The sequence below is a fragment of the Eudoraea algarum genome (assembly GCF_050589645.1).
Taxonomy (GTDB): domain Bacteria; phylum Bacteroidota; class Bacteroidia; order Flavobacteriales; family Flavobacteriaceae; genus JBNGOQ01.
Window position 1 is genome coordinate 257,649 of record NZ_JBNGOQ010000002.1, and the last position, 23,892, is coordinate 281,540.

The window sequence follows — 23,892 nt, forward strand, 5'->3', positions numbered from 1 at the left end:
CAAGCTGCATGCATGGAAAAAAATCAGAAAGAAAAGTTGCCCGAAATTATTGACCTAAGCCAGGAGATTTTCTCTGGGATGCCCGTGTACAAAAAATTGCCCCAGGTAAGGATAAAGACCCATGCCACCCATGAGGAATGGGAGGGAATCAAGAATCCAAAGACCGTTTCACCGAGCGTACTGAAACTGGAAATGGGCGAGCATACAGGTACCCATGTGGACGCCCTAAGCCATATGGGCAGGAAATATAGGGCACAGTCTATCGAAACCATGCCGTTGTCCATGTTCTACACAGAAGGAATCTGTCTGGACCTGTCCCATAAGGGCCTGGAAGAATTCATGGAACCTGGGGATCTGGAAGCCGCTTGTGCCAAGGATGCTGTAAAGATCAAGTCCGGAGATACTGTGTTGCTCCATACAGATCATTACAGAAGGGCGTACGGCAGTGCCAACTGGTCCAAGGGCCCAGGACTTAGCATCGCGGCAGCCCGTTGGTTGGGTGAACAAAAGGTCGCTGCCTTTGGGGTGGAGACCATGGCGCCTGGAATCCCCGGTCGTTCCAACAAGGAAGTACACCGTATTTGTGGGGAACTGGGATTTACGCATTACGAGAATATGATCAACCTGGAGCAGCTTGTAGGACGGGGCCGTTTTCGGTTTATTGGGCTCCCGCTAAGGATTCGGGGAGGAACGGGATCTCCAGTTCGGGCCATTGCGGTTTTTGAGTAACATTCCTTCCCAAAAATGTGGCGAAACGAGCGCTCAGGCTACTATATTAGGACGCTTTTCCTTGAAGCAAATAAAAAGAATGGTAACTGTTTTACACTCCTTGGTTTACCATTATATTTATAGTCCAAATAAACGAGCAAAATGAAAGTATTCGTCACTCTTACTTTTCTGATTACCACAATGGCCACTTTTGCGCAGAAGAAGATTTTAGATCATCCAGATTTTGAGATTTGGAATACGATTGAGGATGAATCCATTGCACCCGATGGAAATTTTGTGCTGTTTTCCTTGCAGCAGGGTGAAGGCGACCAGACACTAAAGATCAAAAATACCAAGGCCACGACGGTGTTTCAATATGAGCGTTCGGAAAAGGGCCAGTTTACGCACGACTCCAATTATGCGCTGTTTACGATAAAACCTTGGCGTGATAGTGTCCTTGAAATGAAGCGCAGAAAGGTGAAGAAGGAAGACCTTCCAAAGGACAGTTTGGGCATCTATGATTTGAAGCAGGCAAGGTTGGTTAAAATAGCCAATGTAAAATCGTACCGTATTCCGCAAAAATGGTCTGGACACGTGTTCTATTACCTAGAGGAGATCAAACCGGAAAAGAAAGCTTCCGGTGAACCGGAGGCGGACAAAAAAGAAAAAAAGAAAAAAGTGGGCAAGAAAAACGGCCACCATTTGGTGGTACATAATTTAAAGACCCAAAAACAGGATACCTTTAAGTTTGTTACGGATTATGCGCTTCCCAAACACGGAAAACGCCTGGCCTTTTCCAGCTCGGGAGCGGATAAAAAATCCAAGGCAGGGGTATACATGCTCAACTTGGAGACCAACACCCTTACCGAGGTACACAGCGCACCAAAGGCCAAATATTTTAAACTTGGTTTTAGCGAATCCGGGAAACGGCTGGGTTTTGTGGCTGATAGCGATTCTACGAAAGTTCAGATCAGGCCTACCGAATTGTTCTATTGGGAGGAAGGGAAAGAAAGGGCCGAAAAACTGGTGGATGCCGCTTCCGCACCCAAGGGATATCGTGTATCGGCACACGGGGAAATTAGCTTTTCCAAGGATGAATCAAAATTGTTCTTTGGGCTGGCCGGTCCAAAGGTCCTTAAGGACACCACCCTGGTGGAGGATGAAATTGTAAATGTAGAGGTCTGGACCTATAACGAGCCCAGACTCTACACGGTACAAGAGTTGCAGCTCAAAAACGACAGTATTAAATCCTACCCATCCACTATACAACTGACACAGGGTAGGGGGTTGGTACAACTGGCTACCACCGAATACCCTAATGCGGAGCTGGGTGATGAGGGCAATGCCCCTTATGCGCTGGTACGGAATTCAAAACCCTATGCCCTGGAGCGGCAATGGACCGGGAACTTGTCGCATGATTATGCCATTGTGAATACCGTTTCTGGTGAGATTACCGAGATTTTGAGCAAGCTTTCGGGCACTGTAAAATTAAGTCCCAAGGGCAATTATGTGTATGGCTATAACGTGGTAGACAGCACCTGGTTCACCTACGGTATAAAGTCGCGCAAATACACGGCCCTCACCAAGGGCAAGGTCTTCTACAACGAGATTAATGATGTCCCAAATCACCCTGGATCCTATGGACTTGCTGGTTGGACGGAAGATGACGGGGCACTCTTGCTCTATGACCGTTATGATATCTGGAAGTTCTCTCCGGAGCATACTGAGGGTGTTAGGATAACAAAGGGCAGAGAGCGCAAGATCAGATACCGATACCTACCGCTTGATAAGGAAGAGCGTTTTTTGGATAGTACCAAGAACTGGTTGCTGGGACTCTTTGACGAGGATAATAAGGACAGTGGCTATGCCACCTATAACCCCAAAACGGGAGGTGCCACCACCTTGGTGCTGGAACCGTACCGCTATTCGCCGCCCAAAAAGGCTTTGTACAGTGATAAGCTCATTTTTTCGCGACAGTCCTTCACTAGCTTTCCAGATATCAGGGTATCGGACTTACGCCTCAAAAAACAGACGGTAATCAGCAATGCCAATCCCCAGCAGGAAGGCTATAACTGGGGAACCATCGAGTTGGTGAAATGGACTTCCTTGGATGGCAAGGAACTTACGGGCATGCTGGTGAAACCCGAGAATTTTGATCCCAAAAAGAAGTACCCGCTATTGGTCAATTTCTATGAGAAGAGCTCCAATGGTCTGCATACCCACAGGGCACCGTTTCCAGGCAGGTCTACCATAAATTACAGTTTCTACGCGAGTAGGGGGTACCTCATCTTTAATCCCGATGTGTACTATAGGGAGGGGTATCCCGGGGAAAGTGCTTATAACTGTGTGATACCGGGGATTACCTCCTTGATTGAAAAGGGATTTGTGGACAAAGACAATATTGGGGTGCAGGGACATAGTTGGGGAGGCTATCAAATTGCCTATCTGGTGACCAAGACCGATATTTTCAAAGCAGCCGAATCCGGAGCACCCGTCCCCAATATGATCAGTGCCTATGGCGGTATCCGTTGGTGGACCGGACTGAGCAGGCAATTTCAGTACGAACATACCCAAAGTAGGATTGGGGGAACGCCCTGGGAGTATCCGTCTCGCTATATAGAAAACTCCCCGATATTCAATATAGACAAAATAAACACCCCCTTGCTCATTATGCACAACGATGCCGATGGCCATGTGCCTTGGTATCAGGGCATCGAATTTTTCGTGAGCTTACGGCGGTTGGGAAAACCTTCTTGGTTTCTCAATTACAATGGGGAGCCCCATTGGCCACTTAAGCGCCAAAACCGGAAAGACTTTAATATACGCATGGCGCAATACTTTGACCATTACTTAAAGGGAGCGCCAAAGCCTCTTTGGATGGAACGTGGCGTTCCAGCCTTGGAAAAAGGTATCAATCAAGGTTACGAATTACTCCCGGCAACAGACGATAATTAGGGCTTCAAGGGCCACGAACGTGCATCTGACGAAATAACATATCTATAATTCTAGATATATAAATATTTTGTATATATTTGCCTATGGATATCACCGAAATCAGTCAAATATTATCCAATACCACCCGGGTAAACATTCTAAAATGGTTAAAGCTACCTGAAAAGCACTTCCCCCCACATCAGGATATCGATCATTTTGATGACGGCGTATGCGTAGGGTATATACAGGACAAGGCCGGACTGTCCCAGTCCACGATATCGACTTATCTTTCCGCCATGCAGCAGGCCGGACTCATCATCCCGACGCGACATGGAAAGTGGACCTACTACCGACGGGATGAAGCAGTGATCCAAGCTTATATTGATGGATTAAAACAAGAGTTGTAATTTTTTTTGATTTTATCATATCTAGATTTCTAGAAATATAAATAAGTTTAACTAAAACAAAAGTCATGGAAAATAATCTGAAAAAACAGGCGGCCAAACGCTATCGAACTGCCTGCGACAAAGGACAAGGCCTGGCAAAACGTCTGGAATGCTGGCTGGTCGGCTTACATATCTGTGGGGCCGAAGCCATGTCCAAAACAAAATAATACAAACCCGCACCTAGGTGCGGATAAAACCATAAAGATGAAGGAACAGACAAAAACCATAGGACTCATTGGGGGCATGAGCTGGGAGTCCTCAAAATTTTATTACGAATTTGTGAATGAACGGACAAAGCAGTTATTAGGGGATACCCATTCCTGTAAGAGCATCCTGATCACTGTGGATTTTGCGCAAATCGTGAAACTCACCTTTGCGGAAGATTGGGAGGGCATCGGGAAGGTCGTGGCCTCGGCGGCGCAGCAACTGGAAAGGGCTGGGGCAGACATGGTATTGCTGTGCACGAATCTCATACATTTGGTTAGCGACGCCATTGAGGAAAGCATATCGGTTCCCTTTTTACATATAGCGGAGGCCACCGGTAGGGAAATTCATCGGCAGGGACTTACCAAAGTAGGACTTTTGGGCACCCAATTCACCATGGAAAAGGATTTTTATACGGGCTATATCAAAGAAAACTTTGATATTGACGTCATCATCCCGGAGGAGGACGATCGCAAGACACTCCACCGTATTATCTATAACGAGTTGGTGAAGGGCAAGTTTACAACCTCCTCCAAGGAGATTTGTCTTAAACTGATGGACGACCTTATAGATAAAGGGGCGCAGGGAATCATTATGGGATGTACGGAATTGCCAATCCTGGTAACGGCAGATGAAGTGGGATACCCTACCTTCGATACCGGAAAGATCCATGCTCATGCCGCGGTGGACTGGGCCGTGCAAGCTTTACCTTTATCGGTATAATGTTTCTATGTAATTTAAGCTCGTTTTCCCAAGGTGTGTACAATTCAATACAAAGAACGTCCGGTTCGCTACAATTAATTTTTTGGAAAGCGATTCCCATAGCATCTTTGTGACATCATCAATCAAAAAACGAACGTCATGCAACAATTAGCACGCCTTTTTTTCGCACTTCTTTTAAAACTGATACTGGTCCTTTGTTTGATCTGCAATGCAGAAACACAGGCCCAGAGCAAGAGCACCTCGATAAGCGTTAACTCCGACAATGGAAAGACGACCATTAACTTTAGCAATGGCAGGAGCAATAGTTTTCAACTCGAGTTTGAAGGAGAGATTACCTTGTCTGACGATGACAAGGATATCGTAGCAATTTCCCGTGGAGGGTATCTCGAAATTAAAAAATCTGCCTTTGGGAACCGAAGGCGGATCTTCATGGAAGCCGATGGAAACGGAAAACTCATTAAAAAGTACTATGTGGGCGGTTCCGAACGGGCCTTTGAACAAGAGGGTCGTCAATGGTTGGGCGAGATACTCCCAGAGGTCCTACGGTCGTCCACGATAGCTGCCGAGCAACGGGTGGATCGTATGTACGGCAAAGGAGGTACCAAGGCCGTATTGCAGGAAGTGGATTATATGGACAGCGATTACGTAAAATCGTACTACATAAAACTCCTGCTCAATAAAAACCCCAAAAACAGTGACCTGATTCCTATTTTGGAAGTGGTAGGAGACGATATAGACTCGGATCACCACAAGGCGGAAATCCTAAAACACAACACGAGCGCCTACCTGGCCTCAGAAGCCTCAACAGCTGCCTATATCAGGGCAGCCGAGCAAATTGATTCGGATCATCATATGGCCGAAGTACTCAAAAAAGCGGTGCGCGATAATAACATTTCCCAACCACAAATGAAAGAACTCTTTGGTATCACCAAGGAAATCAGTTCCGATCACCATAAGGCAGAGGTGCTTATGACGGTGTTGAAGAACCGATCTCTGGGTACGGATAATGTGGATTTGTTGGTCAAAACCTCCAGGGACATCAGTTCCGACCATCACCGGGCCAGGGTGTTGAAGACCGCTTTGGCCACTTCCGGTCTGTCCGAGCGCAATTATGGGACACTGTTAAAATCCGTTGACGGTATCAGTTCTGACCATCATGCTGCCAGTGTGTTCACCGAATTGCTCAACAGACCCATGGATGGGGCTTCGCTTTCAGAGCTTTTTGCACTTGTTGACCGTAGTATGAGCTCCGATTATCACCAGGCTAGCGTATTAAAAAAGGCCATCCAAAAGCAAAAAATCGATGACAGTAGTCTTGCTGTGCTGCTCGAAGCCATACGGGATATCAGTTCGGACAACCACAAAGCGGCTGTGCTGAAACAACTGGCTAAAAAGCACTTCACGGATTCCCAGTTGATTCGTATTTTGGAGGCGACCACCAGTCTTGGTTCCGATTACCATCATGCCGATACACTGCTCGCTTTTGCTCCTACGGTCAAAGAAAAAGGGACCAAGGTCAAGGACGCCTATAGAAATGCGTGCAATGACATTTCATCGGGGTCCCATTATGGAAAAGCTATCCGCGCCATTAACAATTGAGCCTTCCTCTTCTGCTACCAGGATGCTCAGCTTATGATATCATAATATTGAGTATTTTGGTAGGATGAAGCAGATTTGGGATTACCTTTTATACCAACCAAACATGCGAAGACATTTGAGCCTAATGCTTGGAGGGTCCCTACTAGGGATACTTATCTACGGCTTTGTCAACTTCAGTGGTTTTCAAAGCAGTTGGGAACTACTGCTCAGTGCGCTGCTGGGCATTGTTATGGCCTATGCGGCACATTATGCCAATACGCTTTTGAATGCACTTCTTCCCTGGAAGAAACATACTGGACTAAGGCTCCTCAGCGGAGTGATGGCACATTTGATGTTGTGGACGGCCCTGATCGTTATAGCGCTCCTGTCTTACTTTGAGCTTTCTGGTTTGCCCTTTTTTTTAAGGGAGGACCTCAATGACCCGCTGATCAAAATTGCCATTCTGCTTTTCTGCGCGGCCCTTATCTACAATATCATATATTTTGCCACCTATTCCTATCAACACTATGCCAAGGGCCAGGTACTGGAACTGCAGCAAGAACGGAGGCAGACCCAGTTGCAGTTGAAGGCCCTGAAATCCCAATTGAGTCCACATTTTTTGTTCAATAGCATGAATACGCTTTCCTCCCTGTTCCAAAAGGATACGGCAAAGGCCGAAGTTTTCATTCGGGCCCTGGCCAACTCTTACCAATATACCTTGCAGACCTATGGTGATCGTTTGGTGACGGTGACCGAGGAGTTAATCTTTGTAAGGGCGTATTGTGAATTGATAAAAACACGTTTTGGAAACCATCTTAGTCTAGATGTACAGTTGCCGCCAGAAGTGCTTCAAAGCAAGGTACCGCCCCTTACGCTACAAATGTTGGTAGAAAATGCGGTCAAACACAATGTAATGAGCGCTGCATCACCCTTAAAGGTACAGCTTGCCATCGAGGGCAAAAAATTGTGCGTTACCAACAACAAGACCAGCAAACGGCCAAAAATGGACTCCTTAAAAATCGGGCTTAAAAACATTGCGGCCCGATACGAACTTTTGGCACATAAATCGATTGCCATATTGGACGCCCAGGAATTTACCGTACAATTGCCATTGATCCTATGAAAAAGCTTTTTATACATCATCCGTTGTTTAGACTCTTAAGTCCGCTGTTCAGTGGCACTTTGGTGTATTTGCTCATACTGTTGATCAACAACAACATAGGCCAGTTGGAGGAAGCGTTTTTGGGCCAGGAATTGTATGTGTGCATCGGTTTGGCTTACCTGATACAAGAATACGCCCGGCTCTCCCTCCTTGGGTTCGCCCGTTTAAAAAAACCCAGCAGTTTTCCCACGAAACTGCTGTTGCACCTTATTAGCTCCATTGCACTTTGTATAGGTTTGGTCTCCCTGGCCATGTTCCTCTATTTTACCGAAGTGCTGGGCTATACGCCCAACGGCAGGGAGTTGTTTATCTTCAACATCATCTTTGTGGTGGTAACGATGATCTATTTGATTTTATACTTGAGCCATCAGTTTTTGTACAAGATCAATACGGAGCGCCTTGCCATGGAAACGGCAAACAAGCAGGAGGTAGAAGCAGATTTTCTAAAGTTTAAGCGCGGCATTAATCCGGATCTTTTGTTCGAGAGTTTGGAGTCGCTCTTGGTACTCATGAAGAAAAGGCCCGATGCTGCTGAGGCTCAGTCCGATTATTTTTCCTCGGTGTACCGTTATATCCTTTCCAAAAAGAACCTCGAGTTGGTACCCATTGGGGAAGAACTGAATGTCCTAAACGAATTTCTGGGTCTGTTTGCTTATTTGCCCTATAGAAAAATACGGTTGAAAGGCGCGGGACCAAACAAGGCCTGGGTAGTGCCTGGCAGTGTATTGGCCATAGTGGAACGGATCATACGTACTACCATTGCTTCCGAAGATCAAAAGTTGCTCCTTGAACTCGGGGAAGATGCTGATAGTATAAAGATAAAATACAGGCCCGAGGAACGCTTGCTACAGGGATTTCGAATGGAAGACCTGGCCGATGTGGCACGGAACTATGAATTTTATTCGGACCGGCCGCTTAAGATTCTGGAAGAGGCGCCTTATAGAACCATTGAAATACCAAAACTAAACTGGAATGAAAGTAGTCATATTGGAGGATGAGCCCTTGGCCGCCGAGAAACTGTCGCGCTACCTGTCCAAATACAGTGCGGATATGGAAATTCTACAGGTCCTGGACGCCCTGGAAACAGCTATTCCATGGATTAGGGAACACCAAACCAAGGCAGACCTTTTCTTTATGGACATTCAGCTGATCGATGGCCTAAGCTTTGAGATTTTCTCCCAAGTGCAGTTGAACAAGCCTGTGATTTTCACGACCGCTTTCGATGAATTTGCTATTGATGCCTTTAAAGTTAACAGCATTGACTACCTATTAAAGCCCATTACCTTTACCGACCTTTCCAGGGCCTTGCGCAAGCTGGAATCCCTTAAGGAACAATTTTCCAAGGGTACCGATATTGCCCCTTTGGTACCACGTTTGAGGGACCGGACCTATAAAGATCGCTTTTTGGTACGCGTTGGCAACCACATCCATTCCGTAGCCAGCGTGGATATTGCCTATTTCCATGCCGAAGGCAGGGACGTGTTCCTTGTGAATACGGAGGGTAGAAGATACCTTGTTGAATACACCTTGGAGACCTTGGAGGAGCTGTTGTTTCCCAAACAGTTCTTTCGCATCAATCGCAGTTTCATTGTGCAACTCAATACCATAGACGATGTGGTGGTTTACGCCAACCGGCGCCTAAAACTGAGCTTACGTCCAAAAACGGACCGAGAGGTGGTCGTAAGTCGCGAAAAAGTGGGTGCTTTTAAGCAATGGTTCGAAGGAATTTGATCGAACACATTTTTTTTATAAAGGGGCATTTAATACCTTGGAATTTGCTAAGCCCAAGGTGGGCGGTAGCTAAAAACAGGTATCTTGGGTTTCATTGGAAAAAGCAGGTCGTTTAAGGTATTTATTTGGTTGGCCGTTGGTGCAATCGGAACCGCCATGTCCATTTTTTTTAGAAACCAGATTATCTACGCACAATACGATGAACCACCCGAACTTTTATTTTATCCCCTTCTTTTTGAATATGCTGCTTTTGCGGTGGTGGCCTTCCTCTTTCCCTGGAGTTGGAAACTAGCCCGAGGGAATAAAATTTTAAGGGTGTTTAGCGTAGGGCTCAGCTGTTTGTTGTTCGTGCTCCTTTATGTCTTTATACTGTCGTTTATAGAATGGTACGCTTATGGACAACGCTATGATTTTTGGTCCGGTTATCGGTTTATGGTCTTGCATTCCAGCTTGTTATCCATTGTGGTGTACGCTTGCATAGCGCTTATACTTTTTGCCCTGGGCATCCCCGAAAACAGCAAGGACCCTGTGGCCTTTACAGCACGTATTCCCTATCGGTCCAGGAACGAGACCCACTATCTACCGGTGGAAAAGGTGCTGTTTTTTGAGTCGGACGGTAACTACATCTCTGCCTATACGGACACCATGGAACGGGTGCTTATACGAAAGCCGCTACACCGCTTGGAAAAGGAGCTAGACCCCGAAATCTTTCAAAGGATACACCGAAGACATATGGTACACCTAGGTAAAATAGCTTCCTACAAAGCGAATCCCAATGGCGGTTATTCCCTTAGCCTTTTGGGCAAAAAGCAACTCAAGGTAAGCAAGTCCTTTGCACCTAAACTTCGCCCTTTGTTAAAGGATCCTTCCTAGTTTTATCACAAAAAATAGGCCGCTCATCACATTTTGGGACACCGCCTAGGAAATCGTCCTACTTTAGTTTCCATTAAAAACATTAGGTATGTTACTTAAAAGAATACATGGGGCGAGGGCCGCTCTGTTGAAGGTACAGCCCATCATGGTCTGGTTAATGAGCGCTTGGTTTGCACACTCTATGATCCTAAACGGGGTCCGCAAACTGGATGTGGACGGGTTATGGACGTCCGCCTTTGAGGACTGGGGATATCCCGTTTGGTTCCGAATTTTTATCGGGGTATTGGAAATTTTTGGAGGAATTGTATTGTTGATTCCCAAGCTAAGGTACATTGGAGGATTTGTATTATGCGCGGTCATGATCGGCGCCCTTGGTACAAGGCTTGTATTCGGAACGGGCTATGAGGATGCCATTTACCTGCTCTTCGCCGCCATAAGTTTTTTGTTTTTTGCAAACTACGGTTACCGGAAGTCTGTTAAAGGGAACTAGGATATGTATTTCATCGAAAATCGATGGAAACCCTGAATTTTTAGCAGCGTTTTGTCCATATTGCGCAGGTAACGAGTTGTTGGTCAGAAAGGTAAGAAAATCTGGACACTGGCAATACGGTAAAAACCTCACCAGTATGAAAAATAGATTTTACGGCATCCTGCTAGTCATTGGACTGCTTTTTTCCGCTAGCTGTTCGGATAGCGACGGAAGTTCACAGGATATGGGAACCTTACGGGTTCAATTAACCGATGCCCCCTTCCCCTTTGATTTGGTCGCCGAGGCCAATGTTACCATTTTTAAGGTAGATGCCCGGCTAAAGAGGGATGATATGAATGCGGAAACGGAAGAAGGCATGGAGGATAACGAGGGTGAAAATAGCGGCTCTCCCTTTGTTGTTTTAATGGAAGAAGAGCTTCAGGTAAATCTATTGGAACTTACCAATGGAAGCACGCAGAATCTAGCTGATATCGAGATTCCCCAAGGAACCTATGACCTGGTAAGGGTCTTTGTCAGAGGAATAAATGTGGTACTCAAAGATGATACTACTTACGATCTAAAAGTACCAAGTGGTGCGCAATCGGGGATTAAAGTTTTTATTAAACCGGGTATTGTGGTGGCTGGCGGACTTACGGCCGACCTGCTTTTGGATTTTGACGTAAGTCGTTCTTTCATTCCCAAGGGCAATATAAAATCGGCCAATGGCATTACCGGATTTAATTTTAAGCCTGTAATCAAGGCAAGCAATATGTCGGTCGCCGGAACCCTTGGTGGAACTGTAACTACCTTAGAGGAAGAAATGGCAGTAGCATTGGAAGGGGTCCAGATATCCATTTTTGCTGCGGATACCTTGAATACTACCACGTTTACCGATGTTGATGGAAACTACGGTGTCATGGGACTTCTGGCAGGCAGCTATGATGTATCGGCCGAGTTGGAGGGGTATACCATGCAGTCCGAAGAAGGAGTGGAGATTACTGCTGGCAATAAGACCGTCCAAGATTTTGAACTGTTATTGGTCGAATAGCTCGATGATTGGGAAAAACAGATAGGCACCGCTCCAATTTATTTGAGCCTACCGGCTCCTTCCAGCTGTTTTAAGGCCCGGTTTAGGCTTCTTACCGTAATACCGATGTAGTTGGCGATATCCTTTTTTGAGATAACGCGTGTAAAATCAGGGAAAAGCTCTTGAAGACGTAGCACATTATCCTCAATGGGGTGGGAGTGCTGGTAGGAATGTCTTGGGGCCTTGTACCGAATCTTGTCGGCCAGGGCTTTCATCACCAAGTGGTTAAAACGCGCATCGGTTTTTACCAAGGCCCTAAAATCGGCATAGGAAAAAGAGAATACCGTCAAGTGGGTTATGGATTCCACAGCGCAAATACTCAGCCTACCCGTAAAGACCTCCAACTCGCCAAACTCCATACCAGCTCCTAAAAACTCTTGGATAAACTCCCTTCCGTTGTCATCGGAAATATAGCATTTTGCAATACCTTCTTTGATAAGGTGCACCTGGGAATATCGCTGGTCCTGTTCTATAATCTTGTTTTTGGGACCAAATTCCTCTTCGACAATTCCCCATTTCCCCAAACGCTGGATCTGGCTAACATAGCTAAGGAGTTCCGAATTGGTTCGTATCATTTTTTACGGGTAGGACAAATGTCCTTTTTATTGAAAAAGGGATATGGTTCCTTTGTTTTGGTAAAATTATAGAATAATCCGATATCAAAAAACAAGATGAAGCGATCTACCATAAGGCTGTCCAAAAAAGGTACAATCTACACGCCAAGGTTTGCGCTAATATGCCTTAGTTCCCTATTCTTTTCGGCCAGCTATAATATGCTCATTCCCGAATTGCCGGCCTATTTGAGCCAAATGGGAGGTGCACCATATATAGGGCTTATCATTGCCTTGTTTACCCTTACCGCAGGGATTTCCAGACCCTTTAGCGGAAAGCTGACCGATACCATTGGGCGTAAGCCCGTTATGATTTTCGGCGCCCTGGTCTGCTTGATTTCCGGTTTTCTCTATCCGATACTGACCAGTGTCTCGGGCTTTTTGATCCTACGTTTGTTTCACGGGTTTTCAACCGGTTTTAACCCTACGGCCACCGCCACCTACGTCGCCGATATTGTGCCCAAGGAACGTTGGGGGGAGGCCTTGGGCATTCAGGGGATATCGTTCAGCACCGGCCTCGCTCTGGGACCGGCACTTGGAAGCCTTATTAAACTTCATTTTTCCTTTGATGTCCTGTTTTACAGCTCTTCCATCATTGCCTTGATATCCCTACTGTTTATTGCGAACCTAAAAGAGACCCTGGTCCAAAAACAACGTTTTGAACGCAAGCTGCTTAAAATCTCGAAGACCGATATTATTGCCCCGGAAGTGCTCCCGGCGGCCATTGTCACCTTCCTTACCTATGTGGCCTTTGGGGTTATCCTGACCCTGATTCCGGACTGGAGCCAGCACGTAGGCTTTGTCAATAAAGGCACATTTTTTATTGTCTTTACCATAGCCTCTCTCCTGGTGCGGTTTGTGGCAGGAAAAATGTCCGATCAATACGGCCGCATCCGGGTCATCCATGTTGGATTGGTACTATTGGTCGTTTCCCTCTTCCTTATTGGTTATCGTGACACCACCCGAGGTCTATTGACCGGTGCGGCCTTATACGGACTGGCCATGGGTATCATCTCCCCGGCTGTGAACGCATGGACCATAGATATGAGCCATCCCAGATATCGGGGCAAGGCCATGGCCACCATGTACATTGCCTTGGAGTCGGGAATCGGACTCGGTGCCCTTTTTTCCGGATGGTATTATCGGGAAACGCTGGCCCACGTGCCCCATGTGCTGTACGCATGTGGTGTACTTGCCCTTTTGGCGCTCCTATATATGGGATGGAGGCACTATAAGAAGGTAGATCGTACGACTGGCCTGTAAAACAGCATTACGCAAGAATCAATTATGTATGGATACTTCTCTTTGGAACGCCTAGATTTTTAAACCCATTTCCGCAATCTTGGAAAAGCATGCCATCTAAATTTTGTATTTTTTTCTTTAGGTATATATAAGAAAATTCTGTATCTTTTTCAAGCCCAATCGTGAACGCTTATGGACAAAGTATTGCTTAATGCCCTGGTCTCCTATTTTAACGCAGCACGTATAAAGGTTTCCCGACGCGAGCTGGAATTACAGCTCTTTAGCCATCCGGATACCCCCTCCCTCTACGCCATTTCTGAAACCCTCGATTTTTTGAATATCGAGAACGTAGCGGCCCAGATACATCAGGACCAATTGGGGGAACTCCCCGAACATTTCGTCGCCTTTGTTGACGATCCTGAACGAGGCACCTACTTTTCCCATGTGGAGCAGAACGGTAGCCAAGTCTATCTGCACAGTATTAAGACCCGTTTGACCAAAGCCGAATTCGCCAAAAAGTGGAATGGCGTGGTGTTGCTGGCAGAGCAGGAACACACTGCAAAAAATACGAAAAGCTGGTGGCCTGCATGGAGTGGAATCTTGCTACTACTGCTGTCGGCCTTGCTTCTTTGGCCGCATATCCCCGCACTAATTTTTTGTAGTATTGGCATATTGGGCCTTTATCTTTCCGACGAGATTTTCGAAACCGCGCACGACAGGGGCTCGGATTTTGGACAAAAGATCTGCGGGCAAGATGAGGAAAGTGGTTGTAAACAGGTACTGCAGTCGGACAAATACCAGCTGGGTCCCTTTTCCCTGAACGATTTGTTCTTTGCTTTTATACTCGCCACGCTTTTACAGACACTAGTTGTGGGTCAATGGAGCGAGGCCCACTTGTGGAGCTACGGTCTTGCTACCGTGACGGTGTTGTGTACTATGGTCATCCAGGCCTTTGTGCTTAAAACATGGTGCCGCCTTTGTCTGCTCTCCGCAGCGGTTGTGCTGCTCCAGACCACTGTGATCGGGGTGGTAGCCTATTATTCAGAAGCGGTTGTCTGGCAGGCATTACCCCTCTTGGGGCTTCAGGATATGGCATCCATGGGCCTTTTCTTTTTCCTTGCCCTATTCGGTATCCACAGCTATCGGCGTATCAAGGCGCAGAATTATGAATTGGGGACGAGAGAGATTGAGTTGCTCCGTTTTAAAAGGTCTCCGGACACCATAGATCGGGCCCTTGCCAATACCAAGAGTCTGGCATTCGAGGCTGGCGCTGACCAGATTGTATTGGGCAACCCCAATGCTTCAAAGATCGTACGTTTGGTATTGTCCACGACCTGTGGTTTCTGCAAGACCGCCTTTGAAAAGTTCCGTTCCCTATATGACAAGGATACCGAAACTTATCAATTCCACCTTATCTTGAACCATTACAATACGGATAGCTCTGTGCGCAACGATGTTGCGGCTACCTTGATCCACTGTTTCAGGACCCAGGGTGCGGATGCCTTTCTTGAGCTCATGGATACTTGGTTTGCACATCGCGACGCAGAGCGGTTCTCCAAGGAAACGACATGCCAGTTCACGGAAGCAGATTATCAAATCCTTAAAAAGCAACGCGACTGGTGTAAAAAAAATGAACTTTTTCATACACCTATTTTGGCGGTAGATGCCAAGATTATTCCGGAATTCTACGATGCCTCTTTTTTGGAGGATATCCTAGCCGTGTTCAATGCTAAAGAAGAAACGCTATGAGATTTGTGCAATCCTTTTGGTCCAAACCCTTTTTTGATAGTGCCCATAAAGACAATTGGAATTTTAGGCATAACGGGGGATTTCCCAATCCCTTCCTGTTCTATTGTGCCTGGATCTACAGTTGCCTTTCCATAAAAAAATGGTACCCGGAGCTTCATTTGGTCACGGATGATAGAGGTCTACAGATCTTTAGGGATGAACTTAATTTGCCCTATACCTCTTTTTCGAACGAGCTTAACGCCTTGGATGGATATCACCGAGGCGCTTGGGCCCTGGGCAAATTATTCACCTATAGATTGCAAAAAAAACCCTTTTGCCATTTGGACGGAGATGTATTCCTTTTCGGTCCGGTACTGGATCCACTTTTGGACCAGGCGGTATTTTGCCAGAGTTATAACCATAACGGGTCTCAGTATGCGGAAATACATCCCTATATCCATGAACATTTTAAAAAGGTACCGTCAGAATTTCAAGCAGAACTCACCGATGCAATCAAATATATCAATGTAGGCGTCATTGGGGGCACTGATATTGAGCTGTTCCAGACGTATACCACCAAGGCTTTTGCCCTTATTGATAACAATCAGGACAAATTGGATGACATCAACAGCGGCCTGTTCAACCTCTATTACGAGCAGTTTTTGTTGAGTAATATGGTGGCCAAGCGCAAGCTGGAAATCACCTCGCTCTATGAAGGGCCAGATGATGTACACGCGTATAACTTTGCCGCTTTTCATGGTATACCACAGCGATCACAGTACGTACATTTGATCAGTCACCTGAAAAAACCCACGGAATTCATGGAACAGATTGTTGCCCGATTACAGTTAGAGTATCCGGGTTATTACGAACGGGTCATGCATTTTTGTAAAAACAGGGTGGTATGAAAACTCGGAAGAACTTTTTGGATTGGGTCGGGTTATTGCCCTATGCAGCGGTGGAGGAGATTAACCAACCGAAGTTTTTCAATATCCACGAAAGGGAGTACGTATATAAGGTATTGGATCAGGTGATGACGGCCAACCCCAATGTTAAGGCTTTTGTACGGGATTATGGAAACCTGGAAGACCAACGCTATCAGATTATGGATACCTATATGGCAGACGAGAGCAGGACCATTGCTCAAATAAATGCTGCCATCCGGTTCTGTTCCAAATCGGAACGTGAGCAACGTCAGGGGAACTTCATTGTGAATCCCGAACTTTCCGATTTTTTGGTGCAGAGTAACTTTTTATGGGATGGTATAGGTGGCTCATATCCCGAAATGGCCCAGACACATTATCTCTGTATACCCAGTTTTCTACCCTTGGCGCCCAAGGAATTATGCCTAACCGACCTTAGATCTTTGCTTTTGGATATCATGGCGTACCGGGAGACCTTTAACTACGACGAGTTCCTAAGCTTGGTGGCCGATGCGATGGCGCTTCCCAAGCAAGAATTGGACGAAGGCTTTTTGGAATTTGTCTCCAATCAGGTCCTGTATTACCGCACGCTATTGCCTATAAACTAAAAAAGTTCAAAGTGGCCACGAGGCACACCTTGAACTTTTAGAGTTCCCAAAAAGGGAATTACCTGAGTCCTATGGACAACAACAGGCAGACGGATTTACATTGGCACAATAGTAAGCACCACAGTAATAATCAGGGTAACAAGAACCCCAGCCCCCGGAGATTTTTTTCATCTGAGAGCTTTTCATTGCCTGATCCTTCAGGTTTTTTAAACTTAACTTTTTCATACATATAGGATTAAGTTCTCCGCTTTTTCAAAATTGAGGCTTTGGAGAGGAGGCCAAGGCTAAAGGTAGTAGATCATTATGTATTTTCCTACAATAAATAAAGTCATTACCTATATCTAACAAGAAGGAGGGCTTTTGTTACGAATCCCTGTGCCCGATCAAAAATAAAACACGGTGTCATAGACCTAACATGCTGTGTTTCTGGCTACACCAAAAATATTTTCCTTCTTTTCCCGTTATTCATATATTGTCCCACGGCGCAGTGTAATTTTCACCTGACCAGTACAAATAGCACCCAAGCTCGCCTAAAGAACCAGACCAACCATGACCAGACCATGTAGTATCCTTATCGCCGTGTTTCTGTATATAAGTTACCTTCCCGCGCAGGTAGACAGCACACGCCAAAAATCAGAAGTAACTTTTTTCAAAAAGAGCGCATTACCGGCCTCTTTGATCATTACCGGGGTACTGCTTTCGGATAGTCGGTTGGAGCGCAGGCTGAATCAAAACATTCAGGAACGGGTAGGGGATAACTTCCAAACAAATCTTGATGACTATATGCGCTTTGCACCGGTTGCACAGTTGTACATCGCGGATATCGCCGGGGTAAAGGCAAAAAACCATTGGTTTGATCAAACCAAGAATATGGCCCTTTCCATATTGCTCACCGATCTATTGACCAAAGGCCTTAAAAAGAACATACACAAAATGCGGCCAAATGGCTTCAATGCGGAATCTTTGCCTTCCGGACATACGTCTATAGCCTTTTCCACCGCCTCGGTACTTTATGAGGAATTCAAGGATACCAGCCCGTTGCTTGCCTACAGTGGGTATGGGTTCGCCACAACCACCGGAGCCCTGCGCATGGCAAAGAACAAACATTGGCTCTCCGATGTGCTTTTCGGCGCTGGTATAGGGGTAATGGTAAGCAAACTGGTCTATCATTTTGACTACCTGTTTCCATGGAACCCATTTACACGCTACAAGGACGTTATCTTACTGCCCAGCCATATGGAAGGCGTTACCGGGGTGTACCTTTCTGTCAAATTTTAGCACAAATACGCTGTTGGTCCAGCCCAAAATCCCTTTGTGACATCTTATTCCGGAACGCTAAGGAAATACGACTTTAACGGGATCCAGGTATACATAAAAAGGTTTGGAAAATGTGAGGCCCAAGAAATCGGGGGCGGCATCGGTATAGGGCGAAATGCAAAGCAGGCGTTTTTGTTCAAAATCTTCCTTGATGACCGTCATCCCAAAAAGGTGTTCCGGCCCCAGGATGCGACTTCCATTGATACCCCAGGGCTCCCATGGACCTTGCAATGCCTTGGACCGATAGAGTCGTATCGCCTTATCCACCTCGGCATCGGATTGCCCCTCGTAGAGTCGGTTGCAACTGGAAACAATCAAATAATACCAATTGTTTTTCGGATCAAAATGAATCTTTGGCAGTTCCAATTGTGTAAACTCGGCTCCGTCGGGCAAGACGGTTGGTGCCAAGAGCCGGTCTATAAAAAAGCTATCATCGCGCCGATCCAGCAGGGCATGGGCCATCGCATTGCTATGACTACCCACTTTTGCGGCCCAAAATAGGTGTATCCGCTCTGCCGAATCTAAATAGATATAGGGGTCTCGCCAGGCCATAATGGGTCCACCTCCCTCACCATCCCTATGTCCCAATTTTTCCACCTGATCCAAATAATAGCCTTTGGCCCTAATGGTTTCCCAATCGCGCAGTGGGGAGGATAGGGGTTCCTGAGCTCGCCAGCTCATGGTAGCTCCGTCTGTTGAAAGTCCAAGTGCTATGGTCTGTAAAAAAGGACGCTCTACTCCCATATTATGCAGACCAGTATAGGCGACAAGTTTTTCTCCTTTGGGCAAGGGGTGTATAGAACCGCTCCAAATGGTCCTGGAATCATGCTTGTCCTCTTCCGATCGTACCTCTAAAAAGCAACCTTCGTCAGTCCAGGTATTGCCCTCATCCAAGGAACTGAAATGCCTAATATGAAATGGGAAGTTGTTTCGTTCCGAAGGATCCATGGCCGTTCCATCAGCCTTTTTTCGTGCCACCGCCAAGCAATACAAATGGAAGGTGCTGTCTTCCGCATAGGACCAGGCGTCCCATAAATAGAGAAGGGGATGGTAGATCCCGTTGTTAAAAGGAAGGGCATAGGGGGCAGGAATAATCTGGGTCATATGGGAGCGGAGTGTTTAGGTGTTAAAGGGCCCTAATTTACACTAAAAAGGTATAACCTCCATTGCAAAAAATGGCGAGCTCCCTTGGCAATGGAGGTAGGTTCCAGCATTTGGCAGGTTCTCTGACCCCAATCTCAGAGCAACGGTCCTTGTGCTTTCAGTTTTGGAACACCTCTTGGCGTTTGTGCATCCATTGTTTGGCCTCAGCAGTATACCACCAGGGGGAAAAATTGTTGGCGTCCAGCAGCTGTTGGTAATACACTTCCGTCAGGTCCGCTTGTCCCTTGAAATCATGGAAGTTGGCCATGTAGTAGTTGGCATAGGGATTGTTTTTATCCGCTGTCAACAGTTTTTGACCAATTTGTTCAATTTGTTCATCGAAAGCCGTGAACTCCTTTTTTTTCCTATGGGCATCCATGAATTTGAGCATATACAAATTGCGCAAGAGCACCAGATCTCCATAGGTTTCGTAATCGGGAAACCGATCGAACACCTGACCCAACAGCTTTTTGCTAAAAGCACCTTCTGAATCGTTGTATCGGTTCATGAAACTTGCCGCCAAGGCCTGGGCCAGTAGTTTTTTCCGATAGAACTCCATGTTTACCGGGTTTAACCGTTGTTCCAAGGACGCAAGGATGTCCGGATGTTCAAAGAGTGGTATTTCTTGCAGGTCGAACACATAGTTTTTTAAAAAACTAAGTGCAAATAAGGAGTAGCTAAGATCCCCCGCTATAAGCCTTGCAGGGTCGCTCATCAGATTGTTGTTCGCGGCCAGCACCAGGGTAAGGTCTTTCCCAGGTACTTTTAGGAAGAGACTGGAATAGCAGTCGTATTGACCATAACCCCATATCAATTGTTCCTCCATAAACTGCTGCGTGAATATTCCCAGGCCATAGGGAAGATCTGGTGCGTAGGGCGTAAACATCTTGTTTTTTGATGAGGATGACAACAGAAGTCCCTTGTCCAAGGCACTGCTCAATAACCCCAAATCACGGACCGTGGATGTTATCCCTGCCGCTGCCGAATACCCATAATCTATAAAACCGGGCCGTGAAGTCTTTTCCACATACCCATTCTTTGGTTCCCCTCCTAAAAAGTATGGCTGTGCCAGTTTTCTGTTCGTCTGGGCAAGTTGTAGGGAATCTTCCAACAGATACGTATTTTGCAGCTTTAAGGGGGCAATGATCTTTTCCGTTATTTGGGTCTTAAAATCCTTTTCTCCCGCCTCTTCGATAACCCGTTGTAACCACATAAAACGCGTATTGTTGTAGTAAAAATTTTTTCCGGGCATACCTTGGGAAGTATGTGATAGGGCGTGCTCAATTTTGATGGAATCCGCTACATGGGCATCATCAATGTACGCCCTTATGGGTTCATGGAGCGCTAGCTTGCCTTCTTCCTCCAACTGCAGAAGAAGAAGGGCCGAAAACATTTTGGTAAGTGACGCCATGGGAATGCCGGTTGTGGAATCCATAGGGGTTTGCGACCCCAGGTGTGCCATCCCCAAATAGTCCTCATAAAGCACCTGGTCTCCCCTCTTGACCAAGACACTAAGTCCGGGAATCTGAAAATAGGCCTTTAGGGCCAAAAGATCTTTTGAGAATTGTTCGTTGGCCTCTTGCTGTTTCTTCGTGGATCGGGAACAGCTCATGCAGCATAGAAGTATAAAAGTAAAAATACGTGCTTTGGACATCTGTGGAGGTTGATCGGATTATAAAAGAAAAGAGGTCATTTTGCGGTGTTTGTTACAGTATGTGGATTAAAACTTACATGCCCTGGAGGATATCTGTATGTCATGTACAATTTTAACGCAATGGCCTCTTTTTTGGCAAAGGCTTAACAGCAATGGGACTCAGGAATGGGTAAATTGATGGGAGAACCGTAAACATTATGAGCAGGCATAGCATTTACACACATATCCACAAAATATACAACTCTACCAAACTCCTGTTCCTAAGCTTTACTTTCTTACTAACAAGTTGTGGCAACCCAGAGGGCCGGACCATTAAAAAATTGGTCGGGGAATGGCAATGGGCATATACCAAGGGCCATGAACAGGGTAATACCTATGATGTAACGCCAAAATCCATGAACATGAAACTGAGTTATGTCTTTGTCAAGGATAGTGTGTTGATTTTTATTGACGGGGCAGAACATGAGGCCTTTCCCTTTTCTTGCGCCGGAGATACCTTGCGGTACGGCCAGGAGGAAGTTCTTTTAAGTATTTCCAAAGGGAACGACTCGCTTTTTTTGCGAAATTTGGAGTGCTGCGAAGATGTTTTTGAAAAGGCCTTTGTAAGAAAGCGTGAAAGGTATTGAACCTTTCATTGCCCGTGGTCTTCAGGAATATAGGTAGGTGACAGGACAGGGGAACGTATCCCTATTTTGAATTGTACGAGTAGATGATAACAACAAAAAAATGTCTTTTTATGAAAACCGACCCAACCAAATGGATTGCTACGCTTCTCTTATTACTGACTGTATTATCATGCAAAGAACGGATTGTGCAGGCTGGGGAACCTCCCATGGGGGAGGACGAAATACAGATTCGGCAATTGCATACCGATTACGTGAACGGATGGATAGACAATAATGAGGGGCAAATTATGGGCCTGTTAGAGGAAAATGCCCGGATCCAACCCAATTCCCTTATGCCCATAGAGGGCAAACAACAGATCAATGCCTTTTGGTTTCCTAAGGACGGCTCCAGCACCAAGATCAATACCTTTGAAACCGAAATTTTAAATTTTCAGCTGTTGGACACCCTGGCGATTACCACCCACAGCTCTCTGTTGGACTGGACCTATAAAAAGGATACACTACAGTTTGGAAGGGTGCAAAAAGGCGTTAACACCACGGTATATAGAAAACAAGGTGATGGGTCCTGGAAGATATGGCGTTCCATGTGGACCGATATTGATATCAAAAATAAATAGCTTTTGTCCTATGTCAGAAACATTGGGGCACCACTGGAATAGGTCGTAAAATCATGTTTTTATCCCTGTGCTTAAGTCTTATCTTTTTTATCCTCGGCGTCTTACATATCTATTGGGCCTTGGGTGGTAATTGGGGCTTAGAGCTGACCGTGCCCACTACCTTGGAGGGTGAACGGGTACTGTATCCTTCAAAAACTGCCTGTTGGATAGTGGGCCTTGGTTTGGGGACCTTTGGGTTCTTCTATATCCTAAAGGGGCGGTTTGTGGATTTTGAAGTCCCTTCCTGGATGTTGGATTACACTGGCTGGGGCATTATGACGCTCTTTTTCCTCAGGGCCTTGGGGGACTTTAAGTACATAGGATTTTTTAAACACATAAAAAACACCCCCTTTGGAAAGCGGGATACCCTGCTTTTTTCGCCCTTAAGTCTGGGAATTGCCCTGTTAGGGCTGCTCATCGAATTAAGTTAGCTAAAAACCACGACCTATGAAATACGCAATCATTTTTTGGATAACCCTTTTCACTCTAACGGCTTGTCAGCGAAAGGTTGAGCCACTGGATTCGCCCCTTGCAAAGCATGTTTTTTTGGGTATGACGCCCACAAAGACCCCACGGTTGTTGGCACCTGAACTTTTGGCCTCTCCTGCAGAGGAATACAATGGCACCTTTTCCTTGCAAGGCAACGAGTTCTATTACACCACGGATATCCCTGAAAATGCCTTTATCACATTTACCGAGATGAAGGCTGATAGCAGCTGGACCAGCCCGAGTGTGGCTGCTTTTTCCGGTACCTACTCGGACTACGACCCTTTGTTTTCCCCGGATGGCTCTAAGTTATATTTCAGTTCTAGCAGGCCCATGCCGGACAATACCAACAGCCGTATTTGGTATGTGGAACGGATCGATGGGGGATGGGGTGAGCCGCAACCGGTTCCCCTGACCGATTCAGGAGCCAGTGAATATTATAGTTCCCTTACCCACAAAGGGGACATTTATTTTAACATCTGGTCCAAGGGAGATATCTTCAAGGCAGAAAGAACAGAGGAGGGATATACCATAACTGCTCTGGACACGATTATCAATGCTAAAGCTAATGTAGGGGATCCGTTTATCTCTCCAGAAGAAGATTACCTGATTTTTAGGGGTTATGGGACGCCTAATTTAGGCAGGGGCGACCTGTATATCAGTTTTAGGATTGATGGCACTTGGACGGCAGCGGAAAACTTGGGAGAACCGATAAACTCGGCCGCTCATGAAATTTGCCCCTACGTGACCCCAGACGGGAAATGGTTTATTTTTGCCAGCAGTCGAGTAGCCCAAAAGGTGGAAATGCAACCCCTACAGCCCATAGCGCCCGTTAGGGAAAAATACAGATCCCATGACAATGGGGAGTTAAATATCTACTATATGTCGGCCGATTTTATTCGGGAGATGCAAGAAAAATATATGAAGTGACCCAGGGAAAATCCACGGCCCAAGCTTATTTTCTATATTTTTAATAAAATTTC

At 46.1% G+C, this 23,892-nt stretch carries 24 protein-coding genes; 21 read left to right on the plus strand and 3 right to left on the minus strand.

The annotated features are described in order from the left end of the window. Nucleotides 1–12 precede the first annotated feature (12 nt). The 12 genes from ACRD67_RS07525 (at nt 13) to ACRD67_RS07580 (ending at nt 11,876) form a co-directional block, all read left to right on the plus strand. Nucleotides 13–729, plus strand: coding sequence for a cyclase family protein (locus ACRD67_RS07525; RefSeq protein WP_430966448.1), 717 nt, complete (start codon nt 13–15; stop codon nt 727–729). Between the two features lie 141 nt (nt 730–870). Next, the gene (locus tag ACRD67_RS07530) at nt 871–3,663 is read left to right on the plus strand and encodes an alpha/beta hydrolase family protein (protein ID WP_430966449.1); all 2,793 of its coding nucleotides are present in this window, start codon (nt 871–873) and stop codon (nt 3,661–3,663) included. 83 nt (nt 3,664–3,746) lie between these two features. Further along, nucleotides 3,747–4,049, plus strand: a complete 303-nt coding sequence (locus ACRD67_RS07535) for an ArsR/SmtB family transcription factor (protein ID WP_430966450.1) — start codon at nt 3,747–3,749, stop codon at nt 4,047–4,049. Between the two features lie 65 nt (nt 4,050–4,114). Then, nucleotides 4,115–4,255: a hypothetical protein gene (locus ACRD67_RS07540; RefSeq protein ID WP_430966452.1), complete on the plus strand. Its 141-nt coding sequence runs from the start codon at nt 4,115–4,117 to the stop codon at nt 4,253–4,255. 37 nt (nt 4,256–4,292) lie between these two features. Next, complete coding sequence (locus ACRD67_RS07545; protein WP_430966453.1) at nt 4,293–5,015, plus strand: aspartate/glutamate racemase family protein; 723 nt, start codon at nt 4,293–4,295, stop codon at nt 5,013–5,015. 138 nt (nt 5,016–5,153) lie between these two features. Further along, on the plus strand, nt 5,154–6,614 hold the full coding sequence (locus ACRD67_RS07550) for a hypothetical protein (protein ID WP_430966454.1): 1,461 nt from the start codon (nt 5,154–5,156) through the stop codon (nt 6,612–6,614). A 103-nt stretch (nt 6,615–6,717) separates the two neighbouring features. After that, nucleotides 6,718–7,716, plus strand: a complete 999-nt coding sequence (locus ACRD67_RS07555) for a sensor histidine kinase (protein ID WP_430966456.1) — start codon at nt 6,718–6,720, stop codon at nt 7,714–7,716. Further along, nucleotides 7,713–8,753, plus strand: a complete 1,041-nt coding sequence (locus tag ACRD67_RS07560; protein ID WP_430966458.1) for a histidine kinase — start codon at nt 7,713–7,715, stop codon at nt 8,751–8,753. The genes ACRD67_RS07555 and ACRD67_RS07560 overlap by 4 nt, the downstream gene beginning before the upstream one ends. After that, on the plus strand, nt 8,728–9,486 hold the full coding sequence (locus ACRD67_RS07565) for a LytR/AlgR family response regulator transcription factor (protein ID WP_430966460.1): 759 nt from the start codon (nt 8,728–8,730) through the stop codon (nt 9,484–9,486). Before ACRD67_RS07560 ends, ACRD67_RS07565 begins: the two co-directional genes overlap by 26 nt. A gap of 84 nt (nt 9,487–9,570) precedes the next feature. Then, nucleotides 9,571–10,359 carry a LytTR family DNA-binding domain-containing protein gene (locus tag ACRD67_RS07570; protein WP_430966461.1) on the plus strand — a complete coding sequence of 263 codons (789 nt, stop codon included), beginning with the start codon at nt 9,571–9,573 and terminating at the stop codon, nt 10,357–10,359. 88 nt (nt 10,360–10,447) lie between these two features. Continuing rightward, the gene (locus ACRD67_RS07575; RefSeq protein ID WP_430966463.1) at nt 10,448–10,849 is read left to right on the plus strand and encodes a DoxX family protein; all 402 of its coding nucleotides are present in this window, start codon (nt 10,448–10,450) and stop codon (nt 10,847–10,849) included. A 136-nt stretch (nt 10,850–10,985) separates the two neighbouring features. Next, nucleotides 10,986–11,876, plus strand: coding sequence for a DUF4382 domain-containing protein (locus ACRD67_RS07580; protein WP_430966465.1), 891 nt, complete (start codon nt 10,986–10,988; stop codon nt 11,874–11,876). Between the two features lie 38 nt (nt 11,877–11,914). Here ACRD67_RS07580 and ACRD67_RS07585 read toward each other — a convergent pair whose 3' ends face one another. Beyond that, nucleotides 11,915–12,490: a Crp/Fnr family transcriptional regulator gene (locus tag ACRD67_RS07585; protein WP_430966467.1), complete on the minus strand. Its 576-nt coding sequence runs from the start codon at nt 12,488–12,490 to the stop codon at nt 11,915–11,917. A 96-nt stretch (nt 12,491–12,586) separates the two neighbouring features. On the opposite strand from ACRD67_RS07585, the gene ACRD67_RS07590 reads away from it, so the two are divergent. The 5 genes from ACRD67_RS07590 (at nt 12,587) to ACRD67_RS07610 (ending at nt 18,305) form a co-directional block, all read left to right on the plus strand. Then, on the plus strand, nt 12,587–13,789 hold the full coding sequence (locus ACRD67_RS07590) for an MFS transporter (RefSeq protein ID WP_430966468.1): 1,203 nt from the start codon (nt 12,587–12,589) through the stop codon (nt 13,787–13,789). A 171-nt stretch (nt 13,790–13,960) separates the two neighbouring features. Beyond that, complete coding sequence (locus ACRD67_RS07595; RefSeq protein ID WP_430966469.1) at nt 13,961–15,517, plus strand: thioredoxin domain-containing protein; 1,557 nt, start codon at nt 13,961–13,963, stop codon at nt 15,515–15,517. Continuing rightward, complete coding sequence (locus ACRD67_RS07600; RefSeq protein WP_430966470.1) at nt 15,514–16,404, plus strand: DUF6734 family protein; 891 nt, start codon at nt 15,514–15,516, stop codon at nt 16,402–16,404. Before ACRD67_RS07595 ends, ACRD67_RS07600 begins: the two co-directional genes overlap by 4 nt. Beyond that, nucleotides 16,401–17,027: a hypothetical protein gene (locus tag ACRD67_RS07605; RefSeq protein WP_430966471.1), complete on the plus strand. Its 627-nt coding sequence runs from the start codon at nt 16,401–16,403 to the stop codon at nt 17,025–17,027. The genes ACRD67_RS07600 and ACRD67_RS07605 overlap by 4 nt, the downstream gene beginning before the upstream one ends. A gap of 549 nt (nt 17,028–17,576) precedes the next feature. Then, nucleotides 17,577–18,305, plus strand: coding sequence for a phosphatase PAP2 family protein (locus ACRD67_RS07610; protein ID WP_430966473.1), 729 nt, complete (start codon nt 17,577–17,579; stop codon nt 18,303–18,305). Between the two features lie 57 nt (nt 18,306–18,362). On the opposite strand, the gene ACRD67_RS07615 is transcribed toward ACRD67_RS07610, so the two are convergent. After that, nucleotides 18,363–19,448, minus strand: coding sequence for a glycoside hydrolase family protein (locus tag ACRD67_RS07615; protein ID WP_430966474.1), 1,086 nt, complete (start codon nt 19,446–19,448; stop codon nt 18,363–18,365). A 157-nt stretch (nt 19,449–19,605) separates the two neighbouring features. After that, nucleotides 19,606–21,141, minus strand: a complete 1,536-nt coding sequence (locus ACRD67_RS07620; protein WP_430966475.1) for a serine hydrolase domain-containing protein — start codon at nt 21,139–21,141, stop codon at nt 19,606–19,608. A 197-nt stretch (nt 21,142–21,338) separates the two neighbouring features. Here ACRD67_RS07620 and ACRD67_RS07625 point away from each other — a divergent pair, with 197 nt between their 5' ends. The 4 genes from ACRD67_RS07625 (at nt 21,339) to ACRD67_RS07640 (ending at nt 23,839) form a co-directional block, all read left to right on the plus strand. Further along, nucleotides 21,339–21,767 carry a hypothetical protein gene (locus ACRD67_RS07625; RefSeq protein ID WP_430966476.1) on the plus strand — a complete coding sequence of 143 codons (429 nt, stop codon included), beginning with the start codon at nt 21,339–21,341 and terminating at the stop codon, nt 21,765–21,767. Nucleotides 21,768–21,877: 110 nt separating this feature from the next. Then, on the plus strand, nt 21,878–22,384 hold the full coding sequence (locus ACRD67_RS07630) for a YybH family protein (RefSeq protein WP_430966478.1): 507 nt from the start codon (nt 21,878–21,880) through the stop codon (nt 22,382–22,384). A gap of 53 nt (nt 22,385–22,437) precedes the next feature. Then, nucleotides 22,438–22,854 carry a DUF3995 domain-containing protein gene (locus ACRD67_RS07635; protein ID WP_430966480.1) on the plus strand — a complete coding sequence of 139 codons (417 nt, stop codon included), beginning with the start codon at nt 22,438–22,440 and terminating at the stop codon, nt 22,852–22,854. Nucleotides 22,855–22,870: 16 nt separating this feature from the next. Beyond that, the gene (locus ACRD67_RS07640) at nt 22,871–23,839 is read left to right on the plus strand and encodes a hypothetical protein (protein WP_430966482.1); all 969 of its coding nucleotides are present in this window, start codon (nt 22,871–22,873) and stop codon (nt 23,837–23,839) included. Nucleotides 23,840–23,892: the final 53 nt, after the last annotated feature.

Coding starts and splice junctions, on each gene's coding strand:
- ACRD67_RS07580 (WP_430966465.1), top strand. CDS start 10,986: ATGAAAAATAGATTTTACGGCATCCTGCTAGTCATTGGACTGCTTTTT.
- ACRD67_RS07625 (WP_430966476.1), top strand. CDS start 21,339: ATGAGCAGGCATAGCATTTACACACATATCCACAAAATATACAACTCT.
- ACRD67_RS07600 (WP_430966470.1), top strand. CDS start 15,514: ATGAGATTTGTGCAATCCTTTTGGTCCAAACCCTTTTTTGATAGTGCC.
- ACRD67_RS07640 (WP_430966482.1), top strand. CDS start 22,871: ATGAAATACGCAATCATTTTTTGGATAACCCTTTTCACTCTAACGGCT.
- ACRD67_RS07545 (WP_430966453.1), top strand. CDS start 4,293: ATGAAGGAACAGACAAAAACCATAGGACTCATTGGGGGCATGAGCTGG.
- ACRD67_RS07530 (WP_430966449.1), top strand. CDS start 871: ATGAAAGTATTCGTCACTCTTACTTTTCTGATTACCACAATGGCCACT.
- ACRD67_RS07610 (WP_430966473.1), top strand. CDS start 17,577: ATGACCAGACCATGTAGTATCCTTATCGCCGTGTTTCTGTATATAAGT.
- ACRD67_RS07575 (WP_430966463.1), top strand. CDS start 10,448: ATGTTACTTAAAAGAATACATGGGGCGAGGGCCGCTCTGTTGAAGGTA.
- ACRD67_RS07595 (WP_430966469.1), top strand. CDS start 13,961: ATGGACAAAGTATTGCTTAATGCCCTGGTCTCCTATTTTAACGCAGCA.
- ACRD67_RS07550 (WP_430966454.1), top strand. CDS start 5,154: ATGCAACAATTAGCACGCCTTTTTTTCGCACTTCTTTTAAAACTGATA.
- ACRD67_RS07585 (WP_430966467.1), bottom strand. CDS start 12,490: ATGATACGAACCAATTCGGAACTCCTTAGCTATGTTAGCCAGATCCAG.
- ACRD67_RS07605 (WP_430966471.1), top strand. CDS start 16,401: ATGAAAACTCGGAAGAACTTTTTGGATTGGGTCGGGTTATTGCCCTAT.
- ACRD67_RS07560 (WP_430966458.1), top strand. CDS start 7,713: ATGAAAAAGCTTTTTATACATCATCCGTTGTTTAGACTCTTAAGTCCG.
- ACRD67_RS07635 (WP_430966480.1), top strand. CDS start 22,438: ATGTTTTTATCCCTGTGCTTAAGTCTTATCTTTTTTATCCTCGGCGTC.
- ACRD67_RS07525 (WP_430966448.1), top strand. CDS start 13: ATGGAAAAAAATCAGAAAGAAAAGTTGCCCGAAATTATTGACCTAAGC.
- ACRD67_RS07620 (WP_430966475.1), bottom strand. CDS start 21,141: ATGTCCAAAGCACGTATTTTTACTTTTATACTTCTATGCTGCATGAGC.
- ACRD67_RS07615 (WP_430966474.1), bottom strand. CDS start 19,448: ATGACCCAGATTATTCCTGCCCCCTATGCCCTTCCTTTTAACAACGGG.
- ACRD67_RS07565 (WP_430966460.1), top strand. CDS start 8,728: ATGAAAGTAGTCATATTGGAGGATGAGCCCTTGGCCGCCGAGAAACTG.
- ACRD67_RS07540 (WP_430966452.1), top strand. CDS start 4,115: ATGGAAAATAATCTGAAAAAACAGGCGGCCAAACGCTATCGAACTGCC.
- ACRD67_RS07630 (WP_430966478.1), top strand. CDS start 21,878: ATGAAAACCGACCCAACCAAATGGATTGCTACGCTTCTCTTATTACTG.
- ACRD67_RS07535 (WP_430966450.1), top strand. CDS start 3,747: ATGGATATCACCGAAATCAGTCAAATATTATCCAATACCACCCGGGTA.
- ACRD67_RS07590 (WP_430966468.1), top strand. CDS start 12,587: ATGAAGCGATCTACCATAAGGCTGTCCAAAAAAGGTACAATCTACACG.
- ACRD67_RS07555 (WP_430966456.1), top strand. CDS start 6,718: ATGCGAAGACATTTGAGCCTAATGCTTGGAGGGTCCCTACTAGGGATA.